This window comes from Lysinibacillus sp. NPDC097868 (assembly GCF_044761135.1).
Lineage (GTDB): Bacteria > Bacillota > Bacilli > Bacillales_A > Planococcaceae > Lysinibacillus.
This window is the reverse complement of the sequence record NZ_JBIWBS010000001.1, coordinates 133233-153102: the sequence shown is the minus strand read 5'-3', so window position 1 is coordinate 153102 and position 19870 is coordinate 133233. Positions and strand designations below refer to the sequence as shown.

Sequence of the window (19870 nt, the reverse complement as noted above, 5' to 3'; positions counted from 1 at the left end):
TCATTCTTTTACTGAAGCAAGTTAAAAAGGGGATTGATTGAGCCACTGTCCTCCATCCAATGTGACACATTCACCATTCATATAACTCGCTTTATCAGACATCATAAATGTTGCAAGATCAGCTATTTCCTCTGGTGTACCAATTCGTCCAAGTGGTACAGAATCAATTGTCATAGCAGCAGCTGCCTCTGATTCCCATAGTTTAGCCGCACCACCAGTACGTTCAATTGGGCCTGGTGCAATAGCATTTACACGAATTCCATAACGTTTCCCCCACTCGACCGCTAAAGTTCTTGTCATTGATAATACGCCTGCTTTTGCAGCAGATGAATGTATTACACCAGCGCCTGCATTCCAAGCATAGGTCGCCACCATATTGATAATCGACCCATTTATGTTGTTTTTAATCCAGTATTTCCCTACAGCCGACGAGCAATAGAACGTACCATTTAAGACAATATCAACAACTGACTTCCAACCATTTGGCGTCAAATCCTCTGCACGAACGATAAAATTACCAGCTGCATTATTCACTAGTCCATCAACTTGGCCAAATTTTTCAACAGCAAACGTAACCATTGCCTCTGCCTGCTCTGGTATCCGAACATCCATTTGGAATGTTTCAATTGTTTTTCCTGCTTCTAATATAAACTTTTTAGCATCTGCTAATCGCTCTTCATTACGGCCAACTATAACAACATTCGCGCCTTCTGAAACGAATTGCTTTGCCATATAAAGCCCCATACCACTTGAACCACCTGTAATAATAATTGTTTTCCCCTGCAACATTCTGCTTCCCCCTTCGTTTTCCGAAAATGAATACTCATTCATTTTATTTTACTATATTTTCTGGAAAATGTCATACAAATTCTACAAAATACTCTTTTTATAGAAGTGTATTCACTATCTTTTCATACTGTCGACCAAAGGCCTCAAGAAGTTTCCTCTTGAAGCCTTTGGTCATTACAGTTTATTCTTTTTTATGAATTTAAAATTAAAAATACTGAAGTCAAACTTGATTTTTTCTATGTTTGTTTGAGTGATTATTTAAGTACAATTATTATTTCTATTATTTTACAAAAGAAACCACTACTTTCAATATAATATGATTTTGAAAGTAATGGTTCCTTTTTAATTATTTATTCAGTGTAAGCCCATGAATTAGTTACTTCTTTAGTATTTGCTGTAAATCCTGTACGTACTACTCCTATACGAGCAATTCCCCATGAACCAACACCTAAGTCATAACTGAAAGTAACTTGTCCAGTAAATTGTGTATCTGTAACACTCTTAGTAGGTGTTCCAATTTTCTTAGTTATTACTTGGGGTAACCATTTACGAATTACAACTCCATCCATGCGATCAGCGCTTATAAATCTAGTTTTTGTGCTATTTACTGTAAATTCACCTGTTAATTCATATTTTATGAGATCTATCCCTAAAGCTGTTACTCTAAAATTTCTTCATAATCAACAATTCCATTCGTTTCTATTGGTTTATCTGATGAATTCCCTATAAATACAATAATTGCTACAAATATAGAAAAAATGTTTATACTTATTAAAACAATTACTGCTATCCATAATTTCCTGCTACTCTTTTGTTTAATAGGTTGCCTATTTTCAGCAGAAGGTGCACTATACAAGTGTTGAAACTCAGCTATAATTTCTTTCGCTAATTCATTTGCAGGGAGAAAATTTTCTAATACTTGATCTTCGGATTTACCATCCATTACTGATTGTAATAAATGATCTTTTACTTCCATTATATGATTATTTATATCTTTTTTTTGGTAATGCTTCCAACTCCATTTCTAGTTGACGTATATATTCATTTATCTTCTGATTATCCACGTCTAACCCAACCCCTTAATTTCTTCCAAATATTTTACTATTGATTCTAACTCCTTTAGTCTATTTTCCACTAATGCATTTCCTAAATCTGTAATATGGTAATACTTTCGAATTCTTCCCTCGTATTCTTCTGAAAATACATCAACATAATCATTCGCCGTCAAACGTTTTAGTATTGGATAAATGGAACCATCCGAAATAGAAAAACACTTGCTCTCCTTCAATTCTTTCGTCAATTCATAGCCGTACATCGTTTTTTTCTGTAGCAATATTAAAATGGCAATTTCAAATAAACCTTTAAGATATTGCGTATTATTATTGTTGTTGTCCATAAGATAATTTTATTTTACAAATTATATATGTGTCAATCACACATATTCTCGATTAATATATATAATTTTAGCTGATATTTAATTTTATGAAATATCAACTCATTTTTTTATCAACAACAATTTTTCAAATGAAAAGTGCCTTCCTCTATGGCTTAAAGGAAGGCACGTTGAGTCAATCTATTTAAAACTCATAATGATAAGCAACCTTGTACAGCTCCATTAACTCGTCCTGTGTTGGCACTTTCGGGTTATTTCCTGGGCTACCACTTGCAATTGCATCGGTTGCCATTTTTGGAATCGCCGCATAAAATGCATCCTCTTCAATACCCCATTGCTGTAAATTGCCGATATTCATCTTTTTACACAGTTCTTTAATTGAGTCAATTGCTAAATTAGCTCGCTCTTCTTGTGTTACATATTTCCCATCTTTATTAAAAAATTGTCCTATGTCTGCTAATCGTTCCACACATGCATCCTTTGTAAATTCTAATACCGCTGGTAGCAGCATCGCATTTGAAATACCATGAGGCACATGGAAAAGTGCACCTATAGGACGTGACATACCATGCACTAAAGCAACTGACGCATTGGAAAACGACAGTCCTGCTTGCATGGACCCTAGAGACATCGCCTCTCGCGCATCGATATCATCACCCTGCTCATAAACTTTTAACATATTATTAATAATTAAATCCATCGCCGATAACGCTAATACATTTGAATATGGATGTGCTAAACGTGATAAATAGCTTTCAATAGCGTGGCTTAACGCATCAATGCCAGTCGCCGCTGTGATGGCTGGTGGAGAAGTTATCGTTAACATTGGGTCAACAATTGCAACTGGTGGCATAAAAGCTGGTTGTTTTATCATCATTTTTACATCATTAGTCGTGTTGGTAATAACGGTAGCATCTGTTGCTTCTGAGCCTGTGCCTGCTGTAGTTGGGACTGCTATATGTGGAATGGGCGCTTGCTCAGCGATTTTCGCCATTTTCATGTAGTCACCAATGTATCCACCGTTTGTTGCTACAACAGCAATAGCTTTAGCTGTATCAATGCAACTTCCGCCACCTATAGAAATGATGACATCACATTGCTCTGACAGCAAAATTTCAAGACCTTCTGCTACATACGTATCCACTGGCTCCGTTGTTACCCCTAAATACGAAACCGCTGCCAAACCATTGACTGTCAATAATGACTTACACTGATTGACAAACCCTAAGCCCTCCATTATTGGATCGCTAACGATGAGAGCCTTCGTACCTAGTTTTTTAGCATATAGACCAACCTCTTCGAAAGCATCTCTTCCATATATAATCGTTCCTGGAGAATTTACAGTGAAGGTTGTTTTTGTTTGAATCATAACGCATCTCTCCTCCATTATTGAGCAGTATAACCGCCATCTAATACAATCGCCTGACCTGTTAAGCCTTTTGCTACATCACTAGCTAAATAGAGTGCAAGTCCTGTAATCTCCGAAACGTCTAGCAAGCGCTTTTGAGGGACAAGAGGATATAACACTTGCTCTAGTACTTCTTCTACTTGGATACCTCGTGTCTTCGCTAAATCTGTAAACTGATTACGGACTAATTCTGTATCCACATATCCTGGACAAATGGCATTTACAGTAATACCATCATTGGCCATTTCAAGTGCCGCGACTTTTGTTAACCCTATTAGCCCATGTTTCGCCGCATTGTATCCTGCTTTACCGGCAAAACCAATAACGCCGTTTATCGATGCCATATTAATAATGCGTCCAAATTTATTTTTCTTCATATGTGGTATTGCATATTTCATTGTGACAAATGGTGCAACAAGCATTACTTTTTGCATTTGTTCAAATATTTCAGTTGGAAAATCCTCGATGTAAGAAACATGTTGGAATCCTGCATTATTTATTAAAATATCAATTGTGTTAAATTTCTCAACTGTAAAAGCAATCGCTTCGCTAATTGCTTGTTCATCCGTAACATCACATGTATAAGCCGTTAATAGTGGATTTTGTTCTACCGCTTCAGCTAAACGTTGCTCATTCATATCCGAAATAACAACATTCGCCCCTTGCTCAGCAAAAGCTTGAGCAATTGACAGACCAATCCCACGCGCAGCTCCAGTAATAAATACTGTTTTGCCATCTATCACTTCGTTTCCCTCCTACATTCCAATTGAGAATAATATAATCGCAATAATTGTACCGATAATTGGGATAATTACTGTCAATGCACCGAAAGGCAAATAGGCATCCTTATGTTTCTCATTACATACAGAATTTATCGTCGTCACAACATAGCCGCCATGTGGCAATGAATCAAGTGAACCAGATGCAATCGCGATTGTTCGGTGTAATGCTTCCGTATTTACTCCCATGTCAATATAGTGAGGAGCTAGTAATGGCATCGCAATCGTTTGCCCGCCTGATGCTGACCCTGTTAAACCTGCAATAACAGCGATAGCAAGAGCACCGCCAATCAATGGATTTCCAGGAATATTGGTCATTAAATCTACAGTTGCAACGAATGATGGTGTAGCTTTTACAACACCCCCAAAGCCTACTACTGCAGCCGTATTTGCAATAGCGACAACAGCACCCATAGCCCCTGCTGCAAGTGTCGCACTAACAGATTTTGAATACTTATAACTTACTAAATATGCCATAATACAACCGCTCGTTAACGCAACGATTAAAGCCGATGTGCCGAGTGAGTCATGGAAAATAAACGAAATCAGTAAAACTACTAATAATGGCACCAAGCTTAAAATAGGGCTAGGAAGCTTACGCGTCTCGTCAACTACTGGATCCGTTGAACGTTCAATAAACACTTCACCCTTTTTCAATGCACGTTTAATCATCCAATTCAACCATAGCGCTCCACCCAGCGCCATAAATACTGCGACAACAATACTAACTTCCCATCCTGCATATGGTGTCGTATGTAAGTATTCAATCGGAATCCAGTTCTGAATCTCTGGTGACCCTGCTGATGTCATTGTAAAGGTCACAGATCCCAAACCAAGTGCCGCAGGAATAAAACGACGCGGGAAATTTGCTTGCTTAAATAAACTAATAGCCATTGGATAAACAGAGAAAGCAACAATAAATACCGAGACACCACCGTACGTTAAAACTGCTGCTGCAGCAACCACAGCGAACGTGGCATATTTCACGCCAATTTTTTCAACAATCCATTTGGAAACACTATCAGCTGCACCTGTATCTTCCATTACCTTTCCAAAGATTGCACCTGCCATGAACATTAAATACCAAGAACCAACGAAGCCAGTAAATCCATTCATATAACTCGTTAAGAAATTAGCTTGATTGTCATTTGCAGTTTGTGGGAAAAAAGCTAGACCATTCGTTACTGCCGCTATTAAAGCAGTTAATGGTGCTGAAATAAGTAAATTGACACCTCTCATTGTTAAATAGACTAAAAGTGCTAAACTCCCAAAAAGTCCAATATACGCTAACATCCACATCCCACCTATCTTTTTATAGAAAGTGCTATGTTACATCACATATTAATCGTACTTTTACGTTACAGATGAAGCTTTCCGCGGGCAAGCACTGAACCGATTCCCTCTCTATGCCTTTGTCTTGAGTTTTTCGTTGGCTTGTTCTTCCCGCTGGAGGCGCCACCTTCTGTTTATTGAAATGTTCGTTATTTTCTCTAAAAAAATATTTCTGAAATTAACCCAAGTGATACGACTCTTTCTAATCCATTAATCGTTATTACTTGGGAATGCAAATGTAGATGCCGATGAAGCATTACTTGTTATCCAGCGCTCAGAAATTGTTTTAGTCTTTGTAAAGAAACGTGCTTGATCCGGTCCAAACATATGCCCCTCACCAAAACGTGAGCCTTTAAATCCAGCAAAGTTATGGTAACCAACAGGAATTGGAATTGGTACATTCACACCTACCATTCCTACATCAATCTCTGTTGTAAATTTCCGAGCTGCAAGCCCATCATTTGTAAAGATCGTGACTCCATTTCCAAGCTCATGCTCGTTAATAAGCTCGATTGCCTCTTCTAACGAATCCACACGTACGACATTGCGTGCAGGTCCAAATACTTCTTGCTCATAAATTTCCATACCTGGTTTTACATGATCTAATAATGTAGGACCTACAAAGAATCCTTTTGATTCGTTTACAATAGCTAGCTCACGACCATCACAAACAATAGTTGCCCCTTCTGATTCTCCTTTATCAATTGCAGCAAGAATTGCTTCTTTTGATTGCTGTGAAATAACGGGACCAAAGTCTGTATCCTTATCTGTATAAGCGCCTACTTTTAATGCCATAATTTTTTCTTTTAATATCGCTACTAAACGATCTGCTGTTTCTTTACCAACAGGCATTATTGTAGAAATTGCCATACAACGCTGTGATGCTGCTCCATATGCTGCACCGATAAATGCATTTGCAACTTGCTCAAGGTCTGCATCCGGCATTACGACCATATTATTTTTACCTCCACCTAAAGCAGTGACACGTTTACCATATTTTGAACCCGTTTCATAAATGTATTTAGCAACCGGTGTTGAACCTACAAATGAAATCGCTTGCACAATTGGGTTTTCTAAAAGTTCATTTACTGCATCTTTATCGCCATTCACTACTGTCCAAACACCATCTGGCAACCCAGCCTTTTTCCATAGCTCACTCACATATAACGCTGTCATTGGTACTCTCTCCGATGCTTTTAATACAACGGCGTTCCCTACAGCAATAGCCATACTTGTTTGCGCTAACGGCACCATAATTGGAAAATTAAATGGAGAGATTGCCGCTACAACCCCTAAAGGATACTTTGCCGAATAGGCATTAATTTGTCCGCCAACATTTACAGAGTACTCTCCTTTTACTAGATGGGGAGCACCAATTGCTAAATCAACGGACTCTAGCCCTCGTGTAATTTCACCTCTTGCATCTTCAATCGTTTTACCACTTTCCGTACAAATAATTTGTAATAATTCTTCCATATTATCTGTCACTAAATTACGGAATTTTAATACGACTTCCGCACGTTTGGATACTGATGTATCACGCCATTTAGGAAATGCTGCCTGTGCTTTATTAATTGCCTCACGTGTCTCTTCTACTGTTGCTAGTGGAACTTTTGCGATAATTTCACCTGTTGTAGGATTATAAACCGAACCGTACCGACCACTTTGTCCCCTAATCATTTCTCCACCGATAAAATGCGTTAATGTTTTCACTTCTTGTGCTGTTGTCATAACTGTTTTCCTCCTTTAATGTTGTTTAATAATACATTTTTCCTTCAGACTTAAATAAGCTGCCGACATATCGTTTTCACCATAGCCCTCTGCTGAAATATCATTGTAAAGATTCACTAGCTGTTCGCCTATCCGAAGAGGGACACCTGCTTCATCAGCCATATTTTTAGCTAGCCTTAAATCTTTTAGTAATAGATTCGTAGAAAAACCAGGCTCATAATTTTCATTTTTCATATATTCTAAGTAATTACGTTCGTAAATACGACTTTGACCATAGCTATTACTTAATACTTCGTAAAGTGTATTAGCTGATATCCCCATATTTTCTCCAAGGACAATCGTTTCAGCTACCGCCTGCGTATAAAAACCAATCATTAAATTGTTGAGTAATTTAATACGTGTACCGATACTAGGTGATGTACCAAGATGATAGATATTTTTTCCAACTATTCCGAAAATTCCAGCTCCACTTTGATAATCTTTTTCTTCTCCACCTACCATAATTGTTAGAGTCGCATTTATTGCACCAATAACTCCACCACTTACCGGAGCCCCTAAATAACGTAAACCCAATGATTGCGCCTTCTTATGTAGCACATCATTTAGTTCAGGATTTACTGTACTAAAATCTATTAGCAGGCTTCCTTGCTTAGCATTTTGTAAAATCCCCTCTTCTGATGTAAAGATATGTTCAACTATTTGCGGGGTTGGTAAGCTTGTCATAATGACATCACTTTGCTTTACAAGTTCTAGTGCCGTTTTTACACCAATACCACCTTCTGCAATAAATTGCTCCATTGCTTTTGTATTCGTGTCAAAACCGAACACTTCATAACCTGCGCGAAGTAAGTTAATTGACATTGGTAAACCCATATTGCCTAGGCCAATAAAACCTAATTTCTCTTTCATTTGAGTCCCCCCATTTCCTGTGAATTGCGTTAATAAGCGCTGATACACTAGCAAACTTTACGTTTTTATCGTAACATTAATAACGAGATACTCTTAATGACCGCAGTCACTGACTTCGGTCACTTAAATCATAAACAAACTTAATATAGCGCGTCAATCAAAAAATTTTATATTTTCTGAATAAATTTCTTGGTTATTATTATAGGATATTTTAATTACGGAGGCAGAAGGGCATGAATTCGTTAACTACTCGCCAAAAAAAGGCATTAGAAACTCGAGAAAAACTACTCAAAACATCATTAGAATTATTTAATAAACATGGATATGAGCATGTGTCTGTTGAACAAATTACGAAAGCATGTAACGTATCAAAAGGGACATTCTATACACATTTCCCATCTAAATATGATGTTATTTTGGAAAAATTCGAGGAGCTTGATAGTTTTTATAGTACAGTCGAAAAAAATATAGATCAAACATTAGCGGCAAGTGACAAAATTCTTGCCCTTTATAAGGAGCAAATGTTGTATTTAACTAATGTTGTTGGAAAAGATTTATTGCGAACAGTATATTCTGCCGCAATGACCAATCAAGTTGAACAAAATCACTACTTAATCAGCCCTCAACGCAAAATCTTCCAAATTATCAATACTTATATTGACGAGGGAGTTCAGCAAGGAGAGTTTGTTAACGATTTACAACCAATACAAATGCAACAAATTATCCAGCGTTGCATGCGAGCGAATGTTTATGATTGGTTAATTCATAACGAAGAATTTGATTTAGTTTCAGAAATGGCACACTTCACAGCAGTTGTTCTAAATGGCATGAAGGCACATCCTACAAAATAACAAAAATTATAAAAAGAGCACCTCGATATTCTCGAGGTGCTCAGTGTATTGACAGAAGGCATCTAGTTCATGCTCACTATTTTTTAATTAGTTGATTGGAGCGGAGAGTGGGCGACTCCTGCGGGAACAGCACAAAACGTAAGACGCAACAAAACGCGCGTTAGCGAGGGTTGCGGCTTACGTTGTGCCCGCGGAAAGCACCCGCCCGTAGCGGAAATCAACGGCAATATGATATCAATTATCCGACAAAATATTGTGCAACAATCGTTTCTACAGGCAAAGGTTTATTGTATAAATAGCCCTGCCCTTTTTGGCAACGATGACGTTTCAAAAATGCTACTTGTGATGGCTCTTCAATGCCTTCAGCAATTACTTCGAGTCCTAAATTATGGGACATCGAAATAATTGCTTTAATAATCGCCTCATTTTTATCATCTTTTTCAATATCGGCGATAAATGATTGGTCAATTTTTATAATATCGATTGGATAGCGTTTCAAATAGCTAAGTGATGAATACCCAGTGCCAAAATCATCTACCGAAACATAAACCCCTAGCTGCTTCAGTTCTGTTAAAATTGAATATGTTTCATGGACATTGGTCATTGAGCTTTCAGTAATTTCTACTTCAATTAATTGCGGGGCGACATTATATTTTTTCAATGTTGCTTTAATCTTCCGCGCGAAGTTTTCTTTTCTAAATTGTTTTGGAGATATATTGATAGCGATTCTGACGGGTCGATAGCCCTTCAAATTCCATTCCTTTTGATAGCGACAAACCTCATTAATAATCCAATCACCAATTTCAACAATTAAGCCTGTCGCCTCGGCAATAGGTATAAATTGCGCTGGGGATACAAAACCAAATTTACGATTATTCCATCGCAATAACGCTTCAAAGCTATTAATGCTATTATCATTTAAATTCATTTGTGGCTGTAGATGTATACTTAGCTCATTAAACTCAATGGCACGCCGTAAATGGGCCTCCATCAATGCCTCATTTGGAAAGACATTAGTCATATCATCGCGATAATAGCGGTAATGTGAACGTCCGTGCTCCTTAGCTGAAAATAGAGCTTGATCGGCCTTTCTCACAAGTGTTTCTATATCCTTACCGTCAGCGGGACTTAAGGAAATACCAATTGAAACACTGATAAAATACTCCTGCTCATCAATCATAAAGGGCTGTTTCAACGAGTCTAATATTGAATTAGCTAATTGCTCTATTTTATCGATTGTTGCATCCTTTAAAAGAAAAATAAATTCGTCGCTATTATAACGATAAATTGAGCATGTTGAGTAACAAAGTTCACGAAGTCTATGACTAAACATCCGCATTAGTTCATCCCCCTTGCTCTCACCAAGGGACTCATTAAATTTTTTAAAGCGATCTATGTCTACTAAAATAATTGTTGCCTGCTGATTTTCACTTTGTTTATCGCTCAAATGCTGTTGCCAATGCTCTTTAAACGCTCTACGATTCCAAATACCTGTCAATTCATCTTTTAAGGCTAAATAATAAAAGGCACTGTGATCACTCTTAAACGATTTCGGGTCTTTTACAAAAAAATGTACCCCTATTATTTCTCCATTAAAATAAGTTGGATGTATACGCAAATAAAATGGCTCGCTACTTAGTAAATTGCGCTTAAATAAACATTTAGGAATATCCAATGTAGCGCCTTCAATCGTTTTAGCAAATAATAATTGTACCTCGTTTACATAGTTGCACTCCAATAATGAAAAAATATCAAGCCCTATTAGACTGTGATGTTCCCTCGACAATACAGACGTAGCAGCAACGTTTTGATGAATAATACGACCTTGTAAATCAGTCGTTAGCACAGGACACACATGTTGTTCAACGAATTGCAAATAAGGCTTCGTATCATTCTGTTCCTCACGCAAAATAACAGCTATAAGTGATGCTTCCAATTGCTGTACACTTACAGCAAACGATTTTTGCATTTGCTCAGTCTCTGAATAAAGCTCGATCTTACGTGCAATGTTAAATTCTTGTTGTACAATTTTCAATAATTGCTGCCAACATTGCTTGGTAAAGAATCGGTCTGCTTTAGTTGCTTTCACATCTTGCAACACTATAGATAATGGGAGTTTATCGTTATAGTAAACAATTTCAAATTCCCCATTATCGGCTTTTTTCAAGCATATAACTGCATCAAACGGATTAAGCAGTGCCATCTGTCGATAGTTTGCGAATTGCGCTACATTTTCTCTATATTTTTTCATTATATCCCTCTCTAGGTAGCGTGTTTACTCTAAGTCGTCTAGTACGCTCGTTATTTATTCTTCATCTAGCGTAGGCTTTAGAGCATCCTTTAAGAAAATTTCCTGACTATTAATAGGGTCTTCGCTTCGATCAAATTCTTTATAATGATATTTTCCATTGGAATCTTGAATACGAGCCTTTGCTGTATCCTCAAGTTGTTTGTTCATAATATCCATAATACGGGCTTTTGCTTCAATTGAATAGACAGGGAAAAGAATTTCAACTCGTTTTATCATATTTCTTGTCATCATATCGGCGGAGGATAAGTAAACTTTGTTTTCACCATTATGATGGAACCAATAAATACGTGAATGTTCAAGGAATCGACCAACGATACTTGTGACGGTGATATTGTCACTAATACCCGGTATACCTGGACGTATGCAGCAAATTCCGCGAATAATAAGCTCTACTTTTACACCAGCAATAGAGGCTTCGTAAAGTTTCATCATTAAGTCCTTATCCGTTAATGAATTCATTTTAGCTCGAATAAACCCATTACCGTATTTCTTATGACAGCTAATTTCTTCATCCATTAAGCGGATAAATTCGTCACGAATATCAAATGGTGCAACGACCAAATGATTAAAAGTAGGTTTTTCCGTATAGCCACTTAAATAATTAAAGAAGTTTGTTGCATCAATACCAAATTCCTTATCAGATGTTATGATGCCCATGTCCGTATAAATTTTGGCAGTTGCATCATTATAATTTCCTGTTCCGAGATGTACAAAACGTTCAATTTTCCCATTTCGGCGACTCACGACTAACGTTATTTTAGAGTGTGTTTTTAAATTATTCATACCGTATATAACAAGACAACCTGCTTGTTCCAGTTGCTTCGCCCAATGTACATTATTTTCTTCATCAAAACGGGCTTTTAGCTCTACTAAAACAGTCACTTGCTTGCCATTTTCAGCCGCTAGTTTTAATGCTTGTATGATTGGGGAATTGCCACTAACTCGATACAATGTTTGCTTTATTGCTAATACATTTGGATTTACAGCAGCCTCTGAAATAAAGTCTACAATCGGTGCAAATGACTCATAAGGATGATGGAAAAAAATGTCTTGTAGTAACGCTTTTTCAAAAATATTTTCATCCGATTGTAAATCTAAAGGTGGCTGTGGGATAAAGCTTTCATACTCTAAATGTTCTCGTCCTACAGAAATACCTTTCACAAACGAGAACATAAATGTTAAATCTAATGGGCCATCAATATGAAAAACATCGGTCTCCTCGATTTCAAATTCTTCTAGTAAATAAGCAAGGACTTCTTCATTCATTTCTCCGACACGTACTTCTAGACGACTACCGACTCCCCATTTGCGTTTTTTTAGTTCTTTTTCAATTTCAACGAGTAAATCGCGTGCGCCTTCTTCGTGAATCGTTAAATCCGCATTACGTGTTAGACGGAATGCCTGTGCAGATTTAACACTGTACCCATAGAAAAGCTTTTCAATATGAGCAACAATAACATCCTCCAGTAGTACGATTACAGTTTCACCTTCAGCACAAGGTACTTTAATATAGCGATCCAAAACAGATGGCACTTGTACTATCGCAACCCTTTCACGGCTTTCAAAATCTGTTTCATCTTGTTCTAATAGTACAAGTAAATTTAAAGTTTTCCCTAGCAATGTTGGAAATGGTCGATAAGCATCTACTGCTACAGGTGTTAGTACAGGGAAGATTGTCTCAGCAAACATTTCATTTATAAATGCTTTTTGCTTACTATTTAAATCCTTCATGTCCGCAATATGTACATTATGCTGTGGCAATAAATCATAAATTAAATGTCTATATACTTCCGTTTGTCGACGTACTAAAGCTTGCGTACGCTCTGCAATTTTTGCTAATTGCTCTTTCGGTGTTAAGCCTGATTTATTTTCAGCTTTATGAAAACCAGCACGTACTTGATCCTGAAGTCCTGCTACGCGCACCATAAAAAATTCATCTAAATTGGAGCTAAATATCGCTAAAAACTTCAAACGTTCTAGCAGAGGATTATTGACATCCTCTGCTTCTTCTAAAACACGCTCATTAAATGCCAACCAGCTTAATTCGCGATTATTATAATATTGAGGCTTTGCAATTTCTTCGAGTAAACGGCTATGTGCTTCTGAAAAATCTTCTTCATGTAAGCGATTATTCGTTACTTCCGTTGTCATCTTGGTTCCACCCTTCTTCAATAAAATTTACTTTAATTGGTGTTTTTAGAGCACGTTCTAGATGCTTTTTATGCCGATTAGCTTGATATTTTTCGGCAGCCGCATTTTTTTTAACGTAGATGTTTAGCTGGACAAAATTGTCCTTAGGTTGCATTTCAATAGCATGTACAATATTTCTTTTCGATACATTTAACGCATAGACGAATTTTAATAATGCACCAAAATCACGCATTTTACGATGTTCTTCACGACTCATCCATTCTATAAAAGGAGCAGCAAATCGGTGAAAATAGTCTTTATTTTTATATGATGCTAAAAGTGCAAGTTTTAGTCTTTCCTTATGGTTTAAGCCATCAATTGATTGATTGGCAACTAAATAAAAGGTATGTTGGCTAGCGGAGCTTAACTCAATATATTCCCCGATATTAAATATCTTTGCTGCCTTCCTCAATAATTGCAAATCGATCTCGTCAAATTGTAAAAATTTCAAATGGCAACACTCACGGTATAATTGATCTGCTAGATGCATTAAATAATCAACTTCTGCCTCTGAGCGTCCGTACTGCCTAGCTAACCTTCTAGCGTTTCCCTCAAAAACATTATATTTATCAAAGGCATTTGCATCTTTTTGCAAAATACGATGGATAATAAGCCCTTCTCGTAAGCCTTTTTTCGTTAGCTGGAACACTTCACTACCGACAATGTCCATAAGCACTCGAAACACCTCTAAAGCAGGTACAATAATATCAGCACGGTCTGTCGATAAACCATCTAAGTGTTTTAATTCTTGGAAGCTTAAATTACCTAAAAATAAGCTGAGCTGATCCAAATCCCCTTTAGATATTTCGTAGCCATGCACACTGGCAATAGGATATTGATGCCGTTGCTGATGAACTTGCGCAATATTTCTTGCACTGCCTCCAATCGCAATAATCGGTAATCCCACTTGTTGAATCCAAGGAAGTGATTTAAACTGCTCTTTCACAAATGCAATCAATTCTTTCTTCTCACTACTATTCATAATGTCACCTTTTACGAAACGTTGCTTTAACGACACCGTTCCAAAAGGAAAGCTATAGGATTCAATCAGTTCTTTATTTTTAAATAATGTTATTTCCGTACTTCCTCCACCTATATCGATGGTCACGGCAGAAAGTGTACCAATCGAATGTGCTACAGCGACATAACCGAAATACGCCTCTTCCTCCTCAGACAAAAGCTCTATCTGTATGCCCGTTCTCTCTTTCATTAAAGCTATAATTTGTTCTCGATTCGTTGCTTGACGAATTGCAGCTGTTGCAGCAGCTTTCACATCTACAATTTCAAAATCATCAAGCATTGCTTTAAATGTTAATAATGTTTCTGTTAGTACCTGAATACCTTCTTCTGACATGTCACCTGAGGGTTGCAAATATGTACGTAAACGTGCAACCGTTTTAATATTACCTAGCTCTCTAAGCCCCTCTTCATTATCATACTGATACAGCACTAAACGAATCGTATTCGAGCCAATATCAATGATAGCTGTTTTCAATTCATCCAAATAATCACTTCCTTTATAGAACAATCGGTAGTCTAATTATTTTGTGTTAATAGCACCGTCATTTATACAAAAAAAGTCGGAACCTAAAAGGTATCCGACTTTCATTTTTTATTAACATTTCAGGATACCAATTATTAGTATTGTGAAGTTCCTTTTCGCTAGCTTTATAAAATAAGTTGATCGACGCGTAAAATAAGCTCTGCAATTTCGGGTTTACTAATTTGGTCCTCTGCCCCTACTTGATCGCCTTTATGGCGAAGATCATCTGTAATTAAACTAGAGAAAATAATGACCGGTAGCTTTTGTAAATCAGGATGCTCCTTAATTTTGCGTGTAAGATGGTGACCATCCATTTGTGGCATCTCAATATCAGTAACTACTAATTGAATATGCTCTGTTACATTACTTCCACTTTTCGCCAATGTTTCTAAGTATTCATAAGCATCACGGCCATTTTCAAAGAACTCAACATTCTCATAACCGGCTTCCTTCATCGTATCAAATAATAACTTACGTAATAATGGTGAATCCTCAGCAATTAAAATGCGTTTTTCAGAGCGTTCACGTTTACCAAGTTTTTTTACTGACTCTACACTAATACCCGAATCAGGGTTAATATCAACCATAATTTTCTCAAAGTCTAGTAATAAAATCATTTGTTCATTTTGCTTAATAACACCGATAACTTGCGAAGTCCCCCCCTGATACATATCTGAAGGTTTTTCGATTTGATTCCATGAAATACGGTGGATTTGTGTTACGTTATCTACATGAAAAACAACTCGTTGTTTATTAAACTCAGCAACAATATATTTTTGTTGTGGATTACGTTCTGCACTTTGTATCCCTAGTACTCGTAGCATATCTACTACTGGTAGTACCTCGCCTCTTAATTGAATAATTCCCTCAACATGCGGGTGCGCGTGTGGAATAAACGTTACTGGAATCGGTTGAATAATTTCTTTTACTTTAATAACATTAATACCGAATTTATTGTTAGCTACTTCAAATTCAACGATTTCTAGCTCATTTGTGCCACTTTCTAATAATATGCCTTTATGTTCCAAAGCAACCCCGCTCCTTTCTATTTCAACATCAAATAATAATTCAATTGTATCATAGGCGATACAATTCTCCTATCTGGTATTTCCATTTTTATCATTAACTTTTAGATGAACCAATAGACCAATAACCGTCATCAAAATTAATGTTGATAATGCTACGCGACTTGCTAATGTACCGTAATCTTTCATCCATAATGTAACCGTTCCATATACAGCTGGTCCGATTATCGATGAGACCTTACCAGAAAAAGCAAATAGTCCGAAAAACTGCCCTCGCTTATCATCTGGTGATAGCTCAATAATATATGTTCTTGATGTAACCCACATAGAGCCTAGTGAAATACCAAACATACTGCCAGCAATCCAAAACATCCATTGTTCTGTCGCAAAAACAGCAAAGGTTAATGCGATAATCATTAACAGCGCTACAATGGTAATAGCCCGCTTAGCACCAATTGCTTTCGTAATATAGCCAAATGCGAGTGAGCCAATAATTGTCGATACGGTGGAAACTAAATATAGAATGATAAATTGACCTGAAGAAAATCCTACAATAGTAGTTGCGTAAACAGCCATCATTGCAATTGTTGTGGCAATTGCATCATTTAAAAAGAAATACGCAATCATAAAAGTAAAGATCGCTTTATATTGCTTCATATCCTTAAATGTACTAATAATTTCCTTGTAACCTTCAAAAAACTTAGTCGTTTTCCGCTGTTCTTTTGGTATTGGAGTATCTTTATTAATAAAAAATAATGGCAATGAAAATAATAAATACAAAATCGCTGTTGGTATAAATGCACGATGGAAATCACTGTTTCCTACATATAAATAAACAAGAAGCCCAAAAATAGTACCTAAGTAACCAATCGCTACACCATAACCTGAAATAAGGGGCATTTCTTCTTTTGTCCCAAGGTCACTCATCATCGAATCATAGAATACGAGACTCGAATTAAAGAAAAATTTCGCAATAACAAAGCTTGCAACGACTAAAAATAAACTGAGCGGTACACCTGAATAATTTGTTGTTGTCTCTAAATTTGCAAAAACACCCATCATAAAGGTAAATATAATAGAAATCGATGCAAACCAGACAATGAATCGTTTTTTATAGCCTGTTTGATCTATCCATACCCCAAAAAGCGGTGAAAAAACTACTAGAAAAAAGCTTGCTAATGCATTGGCATACGAAATAAATGTACTAGCTACTTGTTGCATTACTTCATTCGTACCTAAAACTTCGTCCATATAAAATGGGAAAAAAACTGTATTAATATTTGAAGAAAATATCGTATTAGCAAAATCGTAAAACGCCCAAGATAGTATTGGCAATGATAAATAGAGTGCTAGCTGACTGCGATGCTGTGTTTCCCCTGCTTGCCTCTGATTCATTAAATCCCTCCTTTTCCTTCTTATAATATTAAATTAATTCCTATCTGTATTAAAAAATACCTTTTGTTTAATAAAAATTAATATTATTTACAATATAACAAACCCAACTGCTAAATGGCCATAAATTGGTTAATCTATATCCAACCATTTTCTAAAGAAATAAAAAAGATATTCAAGCCCCTCGCTTGAATATCTTTTTATTATTCTTCAGTAATAGTTACCCATTTATTAGACCATTGTTCAATTGCTTTTAGCACGGGTGTGATTGCATATCCTTTTTCTGTAAGCTCATATTCAATAACGACTGGTGTAGAAGGAATCACGGTACGTAAAACGATTTCTTCGGTCTCTAACTCCTTTAATCGCTCTGTTAACACACGACTACTAATATTCAACTGATTTTTAATGGTTGAAAATCGTTGTGGGCCGTCAAGTAGCTGGTATATAAGCAAAGTATTCCAACGATGATTCAATAGCATAAGTGCCTTTTCAAATCGTGGACAAATATTTTTTTGATTCAATTTACTCCCTCCTTTATTACTAGTTCTTAATAAAGATTATATCACTTTTTTAAAATCAGTTCTTAAAATCCACTTAGTTACTTGACAAAATCTGTTTTTAAAAATAAACTAAGTTACGAAATGTAAGTTAAAGAAAAGGAGTAATTACATTATGCAAAATATTGGTTCAACTATTTTACGTGTCGTTCTCGGCATTATTTTTGCGGTGCACGGTTTCCAAAAATTCCAAGGCGGAATCAGCTACACGGCTGACTTCTTTGATAGTCTAGGTATACCAGGCTTTATGGCGTATATCGTTGCAGTTATTGAATTAGTTGGCGGAGTTGCTCTTATTTTAGGCTTAGCAACAAGAATTTTTGGTGCTTTACTGACAATTACAATGATTGTTGCTATCTTTACAGCAAAGCTTAGCATTGGTTTTATCGGAGCAGATGGATTGGCTGGTTATGAGCTTGATTTAGCATTAGGTGCTATAGCACTCTACTTTGCTCTTGCAGGGGCATCTAGCTTCTCCTTAGATTCTCAACTTTTTAGTAAAGAGTAGCGAATCATCTGCGATGGAGGATGCTTTTCAAACGTTTACGGGCGATTCTCGGATCTTTTGTGGCGATTTCTCCTGCCTTGCGGGCGATTCTCGGATCTTTTGTGGCGATTTCTCCTGCCTTGCGGGCGATTCTCGGACCTTTACTGGCGATTTCACTAGGTTTATCGTCGGAGGGTAGTGCCAGGCACTCAACGGCATGCAAAAAAGTGTTAGATTGATGGCAGTCAATCTAACACTTTTCTCCATTTGCTTCTATGAATTCAATGTTGCTGTCTATTGATAGTACTTTAGAAGAGCCTGTGTACCATTGTCACCGTAGCCTTCTGCGATTAGCTTTTCATACATTTCATAAGCTAATGCTAGCCCTGGTAAAGTAATACCCATTTTCTTTGATTCATCTAATGCAATTTTCATATCCTTTACAAAATGTTTAATATAAAAACCTGGGGCAAAATCTTCCTTCATCATTCGCGGAGCTAAATTACTTAAAGACCACGAACCAGCAGCACCTGAAGAAATAGATTTTAAAACAGTAGCTAAATCTAGCCCCGCCTTTAAGCCATATGCAAGCGACTCACATACACCAATCATCCCAGATGCAATAACGATTTGATTACACATTTTTGCATGCTGTCCTGCACCTGCTTCACCTTGGTAAACTATATTTGCTCCAAATTGTTGTAATACTGGTACAACTTGATTAAAGGCATGTTCGTTTCCACCAACCATAATCGACAATGTGCCATTCTGAGCACCAACATCTCCACCAGAAACAGGGGCATCCAATGCTTCTACACCTAGTGTTTGAGCATGTGTATAAATCTTCTTCGCTAAAGTAGGCTCAGATGTAGTCATATCGATCACAATATTGCCAGCCTGGGCAGTTTTAAATAGACCCTGTTCACCAAAATAAACTTCCTCAACATCAGCTGGATAACCAACCATCGTTAACGCTATATCCATATCTTTAAAAGCTTCAGCTGGCGAACTAGCCCAACTAGCCCCTAATGCCATTAACGGCTCTGCTTTTTCTTGTGTGCGAGTATAAACTGTCACCTCATGGCCATTTTGCAATAAGTGTTTGATAATGCTAGCACCCATAACACCTGTACCGATAAATGCAATACGCTCTTTTCCCATATGTAATAA

At 36.9% G+C, this 19870-nt stretch carries 18 protein-coding genes; 2 read left to right on the top strand and 16 right to left on the bottom strand.

Annotated features, from left to right (window positions below):
- Positions 1 to 21: 21 nt before the first annotated feature.
- The 9 genes from fadH to ACIQXJ_RS00655 all read right to left on the bottom strand — a co-directional run bounded on the left by fadH (position 22) and on the right by ACIQXJ_RS00655 (position 8341).
- Entirely contained in the window at positions 22 to 789 is a 768-nt protein-coding gene (gene fadH, locus ACIQXJ_RS00695) for a 2,4-dienoyl-CoA reductase (protein ID WP_403048552.1), read from the bottom strand.
- A 350-nt stretch (positions 790 to 1139) separates the two neighbouring features.
- Positions 1140 to 1358, bottom strand: a complete 219-nt coding sequence (locus ACIQXJ_RS00690) for a hypothetical protein (RefSeq protein ID WP_403048550.1) — start codon at positions 1356 to 1358, stop codon at positions 1140 to 1142.
- An 89-nt stretch (positions 1359 to 1447) separates the two neighbouring features.
- Positions 1448 to 1765, bottom strand: a complete 318-nt coding sequence (locus ACIQXJ_RS00685) for a DUF1700 domain-containing protein (RefSeq protein ID WP_403048548.1) — start codon at positions 1763 to 1765, stop codon at positions 1448 to 1450.
- A 90-nt stretch (positions 1766 to 1855) separates the two neighbouring features.
- Positions 1856 to 2185, bottom strand: coding sequence for a PadR family transcriptional regulator (locus tag ACIQXJ_RS00680; RefSeq protein WP_403048546.1), 330 nt, complete (start codon positions 2183 to 2185; stop codon positions 1856 to 1858).
- A gap of 181 nt (positions 2186 to 2366) precedes the next feature.
- Positions 2367 to 3551, bottom strand: a complete 1185-nt coding sequence (locus ACIQXJ_RS00675) for an iron-containing alcohol dehydrogenase (RefSeq protein ID WP_403048544.1) — start codon at positions 3549 to 3551, stop codon at positions 2367 to 2369.
- Between the two features lie 17 nt (positions 3552 to 3568).
- A complete protein-coding gene (locus ACIQXJ_RS00670; RefSeq protein ID WP_403054791.1) occupies positions 3569 to 4330 on the bottom strand; it encodes a 3-hydroxybutyrate dehydrogenase in 762 nt (253 codons plus the stop codon).
- Between the two features lie 15 nt (positions 4331 to 4345).
- Positions 4346 to 5662: a GntP family permease gene (locus tag ACIQXJ_RS00665; RefSeq protein WP_403048542.1), complete on the bottom strand. Its 1317-nt coding sequence runs from the start codon at positions 5660 to 5662 to the stop codon at positions 4346 to 4348.
- 249 nt (positions 5663 to 5911) lie between these two features.
- Positions 5912 to 7432: a CoA-acylating methylmalonate-semialdehyde dehydrogenase gene (locus ACIQXJ_RS00660; protein WP_403048540.1), complete on the bottom strand. Its 1521-nt coding sequence runs from the start codon at positions 7430 to 7432 to the stop codon at positions 5912 to 5914.
- A 15-nt stretch (positions 7433 to 7447) separates the two neighbouring features.
- Positions 7448 to 8341: an NAD(P)-dependent oxidoreductase gene (locus tag ACIQXJ_RS00655; RefSeq protein ID WP_403048538.1), complete on the bottom strand. Its 894-nt coding sequence runs from the start codon at positions 8339 to 8341 to the stop codon at positions 7448 to 7450.
- A gap of 233 nt (positions 8342 to 8574) precedes the next feature.
- Between ACIQXJ_RS00655 and ACIQXJ_RS00650 the strand changes: the two genes are divergently transcribed.
- Positions 8575 to 9192 (top strand): TetR/AcrR family transcriptional regulator, encoded by a 618-nt coding sequence (locus ACIQXJ_RS00650; RefSeq protein ID WP_403048536.1) that lies wholly within the window; start codon positions 8575 to 8577, stop codon positions 9190 to 9192.
- 238 nt (positions 9193 to 9430) lie between these two features.
- On the opposite strand, the gene ACIQXJ_RS00645 is transcribed toward ACIQXJ_RS00650, so the two are convergent.
- The 6 genes from ACIQXJ_RS00645 to ACIQXJ_RS00620 all read right to left on the bottom strand — a co-directional run bounded on the left by ACIQXJ_RS00645 (position 9431) and on the right by ACIQXJ_RS00620 (position 18177).
- Positions 9431 to 11443: an EAL domain-containing protein gene (locus ACIQXJ_RS00645; protein WP_403048534.1), complete on the bottom strand. Its 2013-nt coding sequence runs from the start codon at positions 11441 to 11443 to the stop codon at positions 9431 to 9433.
- A gap of 54 nt (positions 11444 to 11497) precedes the next feature.
- Positions 11498 to 13654 carry an RNA degradosome polyphosphate kinase gene (locus ACIQXJ_RS00640; RefSeq protein ID WP_403048532.1) on the bottom strand — a complete coding sequence of 719 codons (2157 nt, stop codon included), beginning with the start codon at positions 13652 to 13654 and terminating at the stop codon, positions 11498 to 11500.
- On the bottom strand, positions 13632 to 15197 hold the full coding sequence (locus ACIQXJ_RS00635) for a Ppx/GppA phosphatase family protein (RefSeq protein WP_403048530.1): 1566 nt from the start codon (positions 15195 to 15197) through the stop codon (positions 13632 to 13634). The genes ACIQXJ_RS00640 and ACIQXJ_RS00635 overlap by 23 nt, the downstream gene beginning before the upstream one ends.
- A 164-nt stretch (positions 15198 to 15361) precedes the next feature.
- Complete coding sequence (locus ACIQXJ_RS00630) at positions 15362 to 16264, bottom strand: chemotaxis protein (RefSeq protein ID WP_173477967.1); 903 nt, start codon at positions 16262 to 16264, stop codon at positions 15362 to 15364.
- Positions 16265 to 16333: 69 nt separating this feature from the next.
- On the bottom strand, positions 16334 to 17656 hold the full coding sequence (locus ACIQXJ_RS00625) for an MFS transporter (RefSeq protein ID WP_403048528.1): 1323 nt from the start codon (positions 17654 to 17656) through the stop codon (positions 16334 to 16336).
- A gap of 200 nt (positions 17657 to 17856) precedes the next feature.
- Positions 17857 to 18177: a winged helix-turn-helix transcriptional regulator gene (locus ACIQXJ_RS00620; RefSeq protein WP_401009670.1), complete on the bottom strand. Its 321-nt coding sequence runs from the start codon at positions 18175 to 18177 to the stop codon at positions 17857 to 17859.
- A gap of 151 nt (positions 18178 to 18328) precedes the next feature.
- Here ACIQXJ_RS00620 and ACIQXJ_RS00615 point away from each other — a divergent pair, with 151 nt between their 5' ends.
- Positions 18329 to 18721 carry a DoxX family protein gene (locus tag ACIQXJ_RS00615; RefSeq protein WP_403048526.1) on the top strand — a complete coding sequence of 131 codons (393 nt, stop codon included), beginning with the start codon at positions 18329 to 18331 and terminating at the stop codon, positions 18719 to 18721.
- A 273-nt stretch (positions 18722 to 18994) separates the two neighbouring features.
- On the opposite strand, the gene ACIQXJ_RS00610 is transcribed toward ACIQXJ_RS00615, so the two are convergent.
- Entirely contained in the window at positions 18995 to 19861 is an 867-nt protein-coding gene (locus ACIQXJ_RS00610; RefSeq protein WP_403048524.1) for an NAD(P)-dependent oxidoreductase, read from the bottom strand.
- Positions 19862 to 19870 lie beyond the last annotated feature (9 nt).